The 12,309-nt window shown below is 68.3% G+C and carries 5 protein-coding genes; 1 reads left to right on the top strand and 4 read right to left on the bottom strand.

Going from position 1 to position 12,309, the window contains the following annotated elements; all coding sequences use genetic code 11:
• Window positions 1-3: 3 nt before the first annotated feature.
• The 4 genes from glgB to glgA all read right to left on the bottom strand — a co-directional run bounded on the left by glgB (window position 4) and on the right by glgA (window position 10,334).
• Window positions 4-2,202 (bottom strand): 1,4-alpha-glucan branching protein GlgB, encoded by a 2,199-nt coding sequence (glgB, locus tag IB258_RS03380; RefSeq protein WP_192352150.1) that lies wholly within the window; start codon window positions 2,200-2,202, stop codon window positions 4-6.
• Window positions 2,199-5,552 carry a maltose alpha-D-glucosyltransferase gene (gene treS / locus IB258_RS03375; RefSeq protein WP_175160540.1) on the bottom strand — a complete coding sequence of 1,118 codons (3,354 nt, stop codon included), beginning with the start codon at window positions 5,550-5,552 and terminating at the stop codon, window positions 2,199-2,201. Before treS ends, glgB begins: the two co-directional genes overlap by 4 nt.
• An 18-nt stretch (window positions 5,553-5,570) precedes the next feature.
• Window positions 5,571-8,603 carry an alpha-1,4-glucan--maltose-1-phosphate maltosyltransferase gene (locus tag IB258_RS03370; protein ID WP_225590279.1) on the bottom strand — a complete coding sequence of 1,011 codons (3,033 nt, stop codon included), beginning with the start codon at window positions 8,601-8,603 and terminating at the stop codon, window positions 5,571-5,573.
• A 174-nt stretch (window positions 8,604-8,777) separates the two neighbouring features.
• Window positions 8,778-10,334 (bottom strand): glycogen synthase GlgA, encoded by a 1,557-nt coding sequence (gene glgA / locus IB258_RS03365; RefSeq protein ID WP_192352148.1) that lies wholly within the window; start codon window positions 10,332-10,334, stop codon window positions 8,778-8,780.
• 161 nt (window positions 10,335-10,495) lie between these two features.
• Between glgA and IB258_RS03360 the strand changes: the two genes are divergently transcribed.
• Window positions 10,496-12,268 carry a thiamine pyrophosphate-requiring protein gene (locus IB258_RS03360; RefSeq protein WP_192352147.1) on the top strand — a complete coding sequence of 591 codons (1,773 nt, stop codon included), beginning with the start codon at window positions 10,496-10,498 and terminating at the stop codon, window positions 12,266-12,268.
• Window positions 12,269-12,309: the final 41 nt, after the last annotated feature.

Here is a 12,309-nt window from a genome sequence, read left to right as displayed (position 1 = left end):
GGTTCAGCCTTCGTAGAGCAGGAAGAGGGTGGACAGCGGCGGCAAAGTCAGGGACAAGGCCTGGGGCTGGCCATGGGACGCGCTGACGCCGGTGCTGGCGCCGCCCTGGTTGCCCTGGCCGGATCCGCCATAGTGCGTGGCGTCGGTATTCAGCTTTTCCGCCCAGCGGCCAGCCTGCGGCACGCCGATGCGGTAGTCGTGCCGCGCCACCGGCGTGAAATTGGCGACCGCGAGCACGTGATGGACGCCGTCGCTGCGGATGAATGCGACCACGCTGTTGTCGCGGTCGTCCAGGATCGTCCAGGCGAAGCCCGCCGGGTCGGCGTCCAGCGCATGCAGCGCCGGCACCCCGCGGTACAGGCCATTCAAGTCTGCAACCAGCCGCTGTATGCCCAGATGGCCGGGACGGTCCAGCAGGTCCCAATCCAGAGGTACGTCGTGGTTCCATTCCCTGGGCTGGGCCATTTCCCCGCCCATGAAGAGCAGCTTCTTGCCCGGATGAGCCCACATGAAGCCGAGGTAGGCGCGCAGGTTGGCGAGCCTGGCGGCCGCGTCGCCCGGCATCTTGGCCAGCAGCGATCCTTTGCCGTGCACCACTTCGTCGTGCGATAGAGGCAGGATGAAGCGCTCGCTGTACGCATACACCATGCTGAAGGTGATGTCGTGGTGGTGATGCTTGCGGTGCACGGGGTCCTCGGACAGGTAGCGCAAGGTGTCGTGCATCCAGCCCATGTTCCATTTGTAGTGAAAGCCCAGCCCGCCGTCGGCGATCGGCGCGGTGACGCCGGGCCAGGCCGTCGATTCCTCGGCGACCATGATGGCGTCCGGCACTTCGTGGCGCACGGTGCCGTTGAGCGCCTGCAGGAACTGCACCGCCTCCAGGTTTTCCCGGCCGCCGTAGCGGTTGGGGATCCATTGGCCGGGCTGGCGGCTGTAGTCGCGATAGAGCATGGACGCGACCGCGTCCACCCTCAGGCCGTCGACATGGAAGCGCTGCAGCCAATGCAGCGCGCTGGCGATCATGAAGGCCTGCACCTCCGTGCGGCCCAGGTTGTAGACCATGGTGTGCCAGTCCGGGTGATAGCCTTCGCGCGGATCCTCGTACTCGTAGAGCGCCGTGCCGTCAAAGCGGGCCAGGCCGTGCGCATCGTCCGGGAAGTGCGCAGGCACCCAGTCCAGGATGACGCCGATGCCTGCGTGGTGGCAGCGGTCGACGAAACGGGCGAATGCGGCGGGCGGACCATAGCGGGCCGCGGGCGCGAACATGCCCAGCGGCTGATAACCCCAGGACCCGCCGAAAGGATGCTCCATGACGGGCAGCAGCTCCACATGGCTGAACCCCATGGCGCGGGCATAGGCCGGCAGCTTGTCGGCCAGCCGGTCCCAGATGCAGGCGTGCGATTCCGGTTCGTCAGGCAGCCAGGACCCGGCGTGCACTTCGTAGATGGACAGCGGCGCGTCCGTGGACTGGCGCGTGCGCCGCTGCGCCATCCAGGCCTGGTCTTGCCACGGATAGTCGGCGCCGTCTTCCACCACCGAGGCGGTGGCAGGCGGCGCTTCGCTGCGTCGCGCCAGCGGATCGGCCTTGAGCCGTAGGTTGCCGGCGCGGTCGGTGATTGCGAACTTGTAGCGTTCGCCGGCCTGCACGTCCGGGATGAAGATCTCCCAGACGCCGGCGCGGTGCCGCAGCCGCATGCCGTGCCGGCGGCTGTCCCAGGCGTTGAAATCGCCCACCACCGCCACGCGTTGCGCGTTCGGCGCCCATACCGCGCAGCGCAGGCCGGCCACGCCGTCGACTTCCATCAGGCGCGCGCCCAGGGCCGTTCCCACGCTGCGCCATGCGCCTTGCGCCAGCTCCTCCAGCGTGCCGTCTTCCAGCAGGGTGCCGAAGGCATAGGGGTCGGCGGTGATCTGTTCGGCGTCGGGCCATTGGATCGCCAGACGGTACGAGGCGCCGTCGCCGGGGCGGGCGTAAGGAACGCGTCCAAGAAACAGTCCCTGGCCCTGTTCGCGCAAGGGGATGCGCGCGCCGTCGCCGTCCAGCGCCGCCACGGCCCGCGCGCCCGGGGCATACACCCGCACTTCGCCGTCGTGCGGCCCCAGGAAGGCATAGGGGTCGCTGTGCAGGCCGCTGGCCAAGGCGGCCAGTTCGACGGGCGCTATGGGGCTGATGCTGCCGCCTGCGGGCATGTCCTGGCTCATGATCGTGCATCCTCTTCGTCCACGGCGGCCGACAGCAGCAGGCTGCGCGCCAGTTCCGCCAGGGCGCACAGCGGTATCGAAATCCAGTCTGGGCGATGCGCGGCTTCATAGCTCACTTCATAGGCGGCCTTCTCCAGTTGGGCCAGGGCCAGCAGCGCGTCTTCATCCGCGGGCGGGATAAGCGCCGAGGCGCGCGCATCGCGGTAGCCTTGCAGGAAGGCCTGGCTGGCGGTCTGGCGAAAGCGCGCCAACAGCAGGTCGCGCAGTTCTGCTGGCGCGACAGGCGCGCCCGGCGTTTCGCCCGCGCCGGCATTGGCGTCGGTCGGCGCGCCGCCGATGATGTCGGTGCGGGCGATCGAGGCGGCGGCATAGTCGAACGAACGCAGCATGCCCGCCACATCCTTGTAGGGCGAGGCGAGGGCGCGGCGCGCGTCCACGCTGCTGACCGGTTCGCCTTCGAAGTCGATCAGATAGGCGTCCGCCTGCGCCACCAGCACCTGCCCAAGATGGAAGTCGCCGTGCACGCGCAGGCAAAGGACGCCGGTCTCGGCCTGCGCCATCGCCGCCACGCGCGCCGCCAGCCGGGCGCGGTGCTCGAAATACCATTCGGCGCAGGCGCGCGAAGGGGCTTCCAGTTCACCGAGCTGCGCGCGCAAGTCCTTTTCCGCGCGTTCGAGCAGGTCCTGGACGCGGCGCGTGCGCGCATCGGCGTCCGCCTGGCTGGCGGCGCGCGGCTGGAACGCGGGGTCGTCGGTGGCCTGCGAAAGCAGGTTGTGCATCTGCGCCAGACGTTCGCCCATGGTGGCGGCCATTGCGGCGTAGCCCTGCAGGTCCTGGGCGAATTCGTCCGGGCTCTGGTTCACCAGCAGCGCGTTGTCCAGCGTGCGCTTGAGCAGATCCAGCGTCCAGTTCCAGGCGTCGCCTTCGTTGGCGACGTAGCGGTGCGCCACCGCCAGCGTATGGACCACGCCGTCGGCATCCTCACGTTGGACCTCGCCCAGCAGCGCCGGCATGTTGGCGTAGCCGGCGCGCGTCAGATAGCGGGTCATTTCCAACTCGGGCGATCCGCCGGGCTGGACGGCGCGGATCAGCTTCAGTATCAGCTTGCCATCGACGACGACCGAGCTGTTGGATTGCTCGCCCGTCAGCCACTGCAGTTCGCCGTCCCCGGCGACCTCCAGGGCGGCCAGGCCAGCTTCGGGCAGGAAGCGGATCACGCCCGGCTTGTCGCCAGGCTTGCCGCCGCTGCGGCCGTCGAGCTCGCGGCCCTCTTGCATGGCCTGGACGATGCCGCGCACGAAGCCGGGCTGCAGAAAGGCGTCCGCCAGAATGCCGACCTCGGCCCCGCGCCGCACCCGCGCGATCGCATAATGCACCGCTGCCGTCTCGTCCCACACCAGCACGAAGGGCGCTTGCGCGCGCAGGCCCGTGACGCCGTCCTCGGGCTCGACCTCGGCCCAGTAATACTCGCCATCGGCCGCCGTGAACGGCGTGGCGTACGCCAGGCGCGCGCGGGCGGGCGGCTGTTTGGCCGGATACCAGCGCTGGCGTGCCAGGTACTGGGGCAGGACCTCGCGCTCCAGCGTAGCGCGGGAGACGTCGGTCAGCGCGGCGCCGCCGTGGGCGCGCAGCACCAGCGTGGTGAGTTCCGGCATCTGCGCGGGAGCGCTGGCATGCCAGTCTGGCGGCGCGGCTTCGTTGCTCAGGTCCAGCCAGTAAAACGCGTAGGGCGGCAGGGTCAGCAGATACGGCAGTTCACCCACGGCCGGGAAGGGCGTACCGCCCAGCATTTCGACTGGCACGCGGCCATTGAATTCCTGCAGCTGCAGTTCCACGGGCTGGGCGGCGTTGGACAGGTTGGCCACGCACAGGATGGTGGTGTCCTGCCATTGGCGCAGATAAGCCAGGATCTTCCGGTTGCCTGCGAAGATGAAGCGCAGCGTGCCGCGCCCGAATGCATGGCTTTGCCGGCGCTGCGCCAACAGGCGTCGGGTCCAGTTCAGGAGGGAATGCGGATCGCGCTGCTGCGCCTCCACGTTCACCGCTTCATAGCCGTACAAGGGGCCCATGAGCACCGGCAGCGGCAGCTGTTCGGGGTCGGCGCGCGAAAAGCCGCCATTGCGGTCGGGCGACCACTGCATCGGCGTGCGCACGCCGTCGCGGTCGCCCAGGTGCACGTTGTCGCCCATGCCGAGCTCGTCGCCGTAGTACAGGACGGGCGTGCCCGGCATGGACAGGAGCAGGCTGTTCATCAGCTCGACCCTGCGCCGGTCGCGCTCCAGCAGCGGCGCCAGACGGCGCCGGATGCCCAGGTTGATGCGGGCGCGCGGGTCCGCCGCGTACACGTTCCAGAGATAGTCGCGTTCGCGGCTGGTGACCATTTCCAGCGTCAGTTCATCATGGTTGCGCAGGAAGATCGCCCATTGGCAGGACGCGGGAATGTCCGGCGTCTGGCGCATGATGTCGATAATCGGGAAACGGTCCTCCTGCGCGATCGCCATGTACATGCGCGGCATCAGCGGGAAATGGAAGGACATATGGCATTCGTCGCCCGCGCCGAAGTATTCCTGCGCATCCTCCGGCCACTGGTTGGCCTCGGCCAGCAGCAAGCGGTTGGGATACTCGGCGTCGATCACGGCCCGGATGCGCTTGAGCACCTCGTGCGTCTCGGGCAGGTTTTCGTTGTTGGTGCCTTCGCGCTCGACCAGGTACGGCACCGCGTCCAGGCGCAGGCCGTCCACGCCCATGTCCAGCCAATAGCGCATCACGGCCAGCACTTCCTTGAGCACCTGCGGATTGTCGTAGTTCAGGTCGGGCTGGTGCGAATAGAAGCGGTGCCAGAAGTAGGCGCCGGCCTCGGGGTCCCAGGTCCAATTGGATTTCTCGGTATCGCAGAAGATGACGCGCGTGCCGGCGTAGGCCTTGTCGTTGTCCGACCAGACGTAGAAGTTGCGCGCGGCCGATCCGGGTTTGGCCGCGCGCGCGCGGCGGAACCAGGGATGCTGGTCCGAGGTATGGTTGACCACCAGCTCGGTGATGACGCGCAGGCCGCGGGCGTGGGCCGCGCGGATCAGCTTCCTCACGTCGGCCACGGTGCCGTAGTCCGCGTGCACCCCGCGGTAGTCGGCGATGTCATAGCCGTCGTCGCGGCGCGGCGAGGGATAGAAGGGCAGCAGCCAGATCGTGTTGACCCCCAGGCTGGAGATGTAATCCAGCTTGGAGATCAGGCCTGGCAGATCGCCCACGCCGTCGCCATTCGAGTCGAAGAATGACTTGACGTGCAGCTGATAGACGACCGCATCCTTGTACCAAAGGCCATCGTCCTGGAGAGGTTGGGTTTCACTGATCATGGCAATGGGCGTGCGGGGTCATCCATGCAGCGACAAGCGCCACACGCGATAGGGTTGATCGGGATGCAGGGTCAGTTCGCGGATCTGCCCCTGCCATGGCTCGCTGCGCTCGGCCAGCAGGTCCTCGGCGATCAGCCGGCCCGTGTCGGCCTCGCCGAACAGCCAGAAGGGCGCCTCGATGCGCGCCGCCTGCTGCTGGAAAGGATCCAGGCTGATGGCCGCGAGGATGAAATTGCCGCGGCCAGGCGTGGACTTGCAGAACGCCAGCACGCGGTCGTTGCCGCTATGCACCAAGGTCAGGCCCCGATGGCTCTGCAGCGCCGGGTTGGTCCGCCGGATCTGGTTCAGGCGGGTGATCTCCGCGCGGATGTTGCCCGGCGCAAACCAGTCGCGCTGGCGCAATTCGTACTTTTCGGAGTCCAGGTATTCCTCCTTGCCCGGCAAGGCCGCCGACTCGCACAGCTCGAAGCCGCTGTACATGCCCCACAGGCCGGATCCCAGCGCCGCCAGCGCGGCGCGTATCAGAAAGCCCGGGCGGCCCGAGGACTGCAGGAAGTAGGGATTGATGTCCGGCGTGTTGACGAAGAAGTGCGGGCGGAAGAAATCGGCGGCGGGCGGCGTGGAGACTTCCTCCAGGTAGGATTCCAGTTCCGCCTTGTCATTGCGCCAGGTGAAGTAGGTGTAGGACTGGGTAAAGCCGATCTTCGCCAGCCGGTACATCATCTTGGGCCGGGTGAAAGCTTCCGACAGGAAAATCACGTCGGGATGCTGGGCATGGACCTCGGCGATCAGCCACTGCCAGAATGGCAGCGGCTTGGTATGCGGGTTGTCGACCCTGAAGGTGCGCACGCCATGCTGCACCCAGAACAGCACCACGTCGCGCAGCGCGCGCCACAGGGTCAGCTTGCGCGCGCGGCGCGCGGCGGCGCCGTAGAAGGCGACATTGACGATGTCCTGGTACTTCTTCGGCGGATTTTCCGCATAGCGCAGCGAACCATCCGGACGCCAGGAGAACCAGTCCGTGTGCCGCGCCAGCCACGGGTGGTCCGGCGAGCACTGGATTGCGAAGTCCAGCGCCACTTCCATGCCGTGGGCGCGGGCGGCATCGACCAGCCGAAGGAACCCGTCCAGTCCGCCCAGCAGCGGTTCAACCGCGTCGTGCCCGCCGTCGGCCGAACCGATGGCATAGGGACTGCCCACGTCGCCGGGCTCGGCGCGCAGGCTGTTGTTGCGCCCCTTGCGGTTGCGTTGCCCGATGGGGTGTATGGGCGGGAGATACAGCACGTCGAATCCCATCTCGCGCACATCTGGCAGCCGTGCGATCACATCGTCGAAGGTGCCGTGCTGGCCGGGCAGCATGGATTGCGAGCGCGGAAACAGCTCATACCAGCTGGCGTGGCAGGCCTGGCTGCGATCCACCCAGACCGGATAGGGCGCGGGGCTGACGTATTCGAAAGGGCGGTCGTCCAGTTCGCGCATGGTGCCGGCCAGGTCTTCGTCCAGCAGTGCATCGATCTGTTGCGGTGTGGGCGCAGCCAACTCGCCTTCGGTGGCCTTGGCGAACTTTTGCAGGGTCTCGCGCAACCTCATGGCGCCGGGGTGCGACGCGTTGCGGGCGCGCGCCAGCGCTGCGCGCAGCATCAGCAGGCCTTCCTCCACTTCCAGGCGCAGGTCCACGCCGGCCTGGTGTTTCACCTCCAGGTCATGGCGGAAAGTCTGCCAGGCGTCGAGCCAGGCGTGCACCACGAACTCGTGCGGCCCGATGCGGCGCGGACGGAACGAGGCTTCCCAGCGGTCGTTCAAGCCGCGCGTGAAGGGCGCGGCGCGCCACGAACTTTCATCCGCCGCCCGCCAGCGCAGTTCTGCGGCCAGCAGTTCATGGCCGTCCATGTAGATGTCGGCGCTGACGGGAATCCGCTCATGCGGGATGCTCTTGATGGGGAAGGCGCCACTATCCACGGTCGGACTGACCTGCTCGACCACGATGCGCTGGCTGATGGCGCCATCCATGCGGCGCGCCACGTGGCGCGAGGCTTCGCGCACCGGATGCGTGGGTTCGAGCAGATACATGGCGCAACCCGCGGGCGCAATGGCATTGCCTTGCAGCGCCAGGCCGTCCGGCACGCCTTCGGACAGGAAATCGGCCGGTGGCAGCAGCGGCGCCAACGCGTCCCAATCCACGCTTGCCTCCTCCGTATCCGAAGGATTGAGCGCCAGTACGGCCGTGCCGGCCGCGCAGTCGCGCAGCAGCAGGGTGCAGTGGCCGTCGCGCCCGCCGGCCAGACGCAGCGGGCCGCGCAATCCGGCTTGTTCAAACCAGCGATTGGCCTCGGCTACGTCGGGCAACCGGGCATCGTCCTCGTCGTCGAACATGAGGACATCCGCGGATAGCGCCGCGGCCCAGGCGCCGCGCTTGTCCGGGGCCACACGCGGCGGCGAAGCGATGACGGGTGCGATGGCGCGCAGCCTGCCATCTTCCTCCGCCAGCCAGCCGGACTTGTAGTCCCACCAGGGCAAGGACGAGCACAGGCCGTCCAGACCCGCGCCGCGCAGGGCCGCCAGCGACTCGGGCGTCAGTCCCTGCGCCCAGGCAAAAAATTGCGCGGTGCGATCCGGGCCGCCCACTGCCGCTGCCAATGCCGCCCAATCCTGGGCCGGCAGGCATTGCGGCGCGTGAAAGACGTAGCCTGCGGCGCCGCGTTCGGTCCAGCGCTTCAGCCGCGTGCTCCAGGCCTGCACAAAGCCGGGCGGTGGCGGCCCCGGGCGCAAGTGCAGTGCCTCGCGCACGTCGATGCTCATGCGCGGATCGCGCGCGGGGTTTTCGGCGGGCGGTTGGTACCAGCCGGGGCCCGCCGTGTCGGCTACGGCGCCAATGGCGCAGCGGTCCATGACGATATCGAGGTACAGGGCCAGGCCATGTTCGGCAAGCTGCCCGGCTGCGTGCGCGATCCAGTCGGCCATGGCCACGCGCTTGCCTGCCAAAAGCGCGCTGTCGGCATCCAGCGGGGCGGGCGAAGCGCCTTCCGGCCCCGACAGCCAGGGCGCCGGCATCAGCAAGGCATTGAATCCGCGTTGCCGCAGGCGTGAATAAAGGGCCGGCCCCAGCTCGCCGCCACGGGCGCGGACGTCCCCGGTTGCGCCGCCACGGGCGTGGTAGAGGCGCAGGGGAGCGTGGGGATGGATAGGCGGGGCTGTGGGCACCTGCGGTTCCTCCTGTGGGCGAGCCTAGACTGCGGGCGCGGGCAACGGTCCGCCAGAACGCTGGCCAGCGCGCAGGGCGGCCACCTCGGCCACGGTTGGCACGCGAGGCCTCCTGCCGGTATCGGCCAGCGCGCGATAGAGCTCGGCGTAGGGCGCCACGGCGGCGCGCCAGCTGAAATCCGCGCTCATGGCGTTGCGCTGCATGGTGCGCCAGAGCATGGCGTCCTCGCGCAAGCTCAGGGCGCGGGCGATGGCCGCGGCCATGGCCGCAGGGTCGTCGCCGTCGAACAGCAAGCCGTTGGACCCGGCCATTGCCGAGAGCGGCGCGCGCGGCCCGGGATCGTCGATCGTGTCGGCCATGCCGCCCACCCGCGAGCCTATCGGGATGGAGCCGTAGCGCATCGCGTACAGAGGCGTCAGGCCGAACGGCTCGAAGCGGCTGCCGTGCAGCAGCATGTCGGAGCCCGCGTGCAGCCGGTGCGCCACTGCCTCGTCATAGCCGATGCGGGTGGCGCAGCGCCCGGGAAAGCGCGCGCACAGCAGTTTCAGGGCCTCTTCCAGGCGACGGTCGCCCTGGCCAAGAATCGCGACCTGCAGGCGCGGGTGGCGTTCCAGCGCCTGCGGCAAGGCCTGCGCGGCGACGTCCGCCATCTTCTGTTCCGTCAGCCGGCTGCCCATCGCCAGGAGCACGGCTTCGGCGTCCTCATGCAACTCGAACTCGCGCTGCAGGGCCGCCTTGCAGCGAGCCTTGCGGCCCAGGTCGCGCGCCGAGAACCGCAATGAGCCCAGATGCGGATCGCGCACCGGATTCCACACCATGTTGTCGATGCCGTTGGGGATGGCCACCAGATCGGCGGCGCGCCGCCGCAGCAGTCCCTCCAGCCCGCAGCCGAAGGCGGGCGTCAGGATTTCCCGGGCGTAGGTATGGCTGACGGTGGTGACGCGGTCGGCGTAGCGGATACCGGTCTTGAGAAAATTCAAGCGGCCCCAGGCGCCGGCGGCTTCGTCGTTGCGGTAGCGTTCAGGGATGCCCAGGGCGGCGGCGCATTCCATCGGGAACTGTCCCTGGAACGCCAGGTTGTGGATGGTCATGATGCTTTTGACGTCGCCCGGGCCATATTCCCGCAGCAACAGCGGCACGAGTCCGGCGTGCCAGTCGTGCGCATGCAGCAGTTGCGGCCGCGCGATGCCGGGCAGGCCGCCCGCCACGCGCACCGCCGCATGGGCCAGCGCCGCGTAGCGCAGCGCATTGTCGGCGTGCTCGCGGTTGTCTTCGTCCAGATAGATGCCAGGCCGGTCATAAAGCGCGTCGTTTTCCAGCAGCAGGAAGTCCAACCCCGACTGCGGGCAATGCCCCGCCAGGAGCTGCGCTTCGCCGCCCGGCAGGTTGTGCAGCGGCGCCACTACCCGCAAGCGCTCCAGCCGCTGGCGCACGCCGCGGTAGGCCGGAAGCAGCACCGTCACGGGCACGCCGGCTTCGCACAGCCCGCGCGCCATGCCCGTTATGGCGTCCCCCAGGCCGCCCGTCTTCGCCAGGGGAAACGCTTCACCCGCCACTACCAGGGTTCGAATCTTTGTCATGCCAACTCCCTTTTAGGCGGATCGTCGAGCGCGTCCGCCGCAGGGATTTCATCCGCAAGCGCCGTGCCCGCGCCGGCACCGTCGCAGGCGTTAGAACGCCGGGAACGGCAATTGCTGATTCAGGCGTTCTGTCGGAATGCAGGCAAACGCGGGAGCATCGAATGAAGACTGTGGCGGACTTTGTGCTGGAACGGCTGTCGCAATGGGGGGTCAGGAGGATCTACGGCTACCCAGGGGACGGCATCAATGGCCTGATTGGCGCATTCGGCCGCACGCAGGAGCCGTTGGAGTTCGTCCAGGCCCGCCACGAAGAAGCCGCCGCGTTCATGGCCTGCGCCCACGCCAAGTTCACCGGCCAGGCCGGGGTCTGCCTGGCGACCTCCGGTCCAGGCGCCATTCATTTATTGAACGGCCTGTACGACGCCAAGCTGGACCATCAGCCTGTCGTGGCCCTGGTCGGCCAGCAAGCCCGCAGCGCCCTGGGCGGCGACTACCAGCAGGAGGTCGACCTGATCAGCCTGTTCAAGGACGTGGCGCACGATTACGTGCAGATGGCCGCGACCGCCGAACAGGCGCGCCACATGATCGACCGCGCCATGCGCATCGCCCTGGAGCGGCGCAGCGTGACCTGCGTCATTTTTCCAAACGATGTGCAGGATTTGCCGGCGGTGGAAAAGCCCGCCCGCGAACATGGCACCGTGCCGACGGGCATAGGCTTGACCTCGCATGCCGGCGTACCCGGCGAGGCTGCGTTGCGCAATGCCGCCGACATCCTCAACCGCGGCGAACGGGTCGCCATGCTGGTCGGGGCGGGCGCGCTGCAGGCTGGCGCGGAAGTGCGCCAGACCGCTGAACTGCTGGGCGCTGGCGTGGCCAAGGCACTGCTGGGCAAGGCGGCGGTGCCCGACAGCCTGCCGTACGTCACGGGCTGCATCGGATTGCTGGGCACGCAGCCCAGCTGGGACATGATGAACGAGTGCGACACCTTGCTGATGGTGGGCACGTCGTTCCCGTATTCGGAATTCCTGCCGCCGCCGGGACAGGCGAGGGCGGTGCAGATCGATCTGGACGGCCGCAAGCTCAGCCTGCGCTATCCCGTGGAACTTGGCCTGGTCGGCGACAGCCGGCTGACCCTGCAGGCGCTGATTCCCTTATTGCAGCCCAAGACCGCGCGCCGCTGGCGCGAACGCATCGAGGCCAAGGTCGCGCGCTGGCACGAAACCGTGGAGGCCCGCGCAATGGTGCAGGCCAAGCCGCTGAATCCGCAACGACCCTTCCTGGAACTGTCGAAACGGCTGCCGCCGCGCAGCATTCTGACCTGCGACTCGGGCTCGGCGGCGAACTGGTACGCGCGCGACATCGCGCTGCGCGAAGGGATGATGGGCTCGGTATCGGGCGGCCTGGCCACCATGGGCTGCGGCGTGCCTTATGCGCTTGCCGCCAAGCTGGCGCATCCGGATCGGCCCGTCATTGCGCTGGTCGGAGATGGCGCCATGCAGATGCTGGGCATGAACGAGCTGATCACCATCGCCCACCGCTGGAAGGACTGGGCCAACCCGACCTTGATCGTCATGGTCCTGAACAACGGCGACCTGAATCTGGTCACCTGGGAGCAGCGCGTCATGGGCGGCGACCCCAGGTTCGCGGATTCGCAATGGCTGCCCCAGCTTTCCTATGCGGAGTACGGCCGCCTGTTAGGCCTGGAGGGCATACGGGTGGACAGCCCGGACGCCGTGGGAGACGCCTGGGATCAAGCCCTGGCGGCAACCCGTCCGGTCGTGCTGGAAATGGTGACCGACCCCGAGGTGCCGCCCTTGCCGCCGCACATCCCGGCCAGGCAGGTGGCCGCGTACTTCCAGGCGCTGCGCAAGGAAGAGGGCGGCGCGGCGGGCGCGGCCTTGCGCGCGACCATCAAGCAATGGTGGGCCGGTTGAGGCCGCGGCCGCATCGATCGCATTCCGTCGTTCAGGAGCAT

The sequence above is a fragment of the Achromobacter sp. ACM02 genome (genome assembly GCF_014851605.1).
GTDB classification, from domain to species: domain Bacteria; phylum Pseudomonadota; class Gammaproteobacteria; order Burkholderiales; family Burkholderiaceae_B; genus Achromobacter; species Achromobacter aegrifaciens.
Note: the sequence above shows the minus strand (reverse complement) of the source record. Positions and strands in the feature narration are given on the sequence as shown.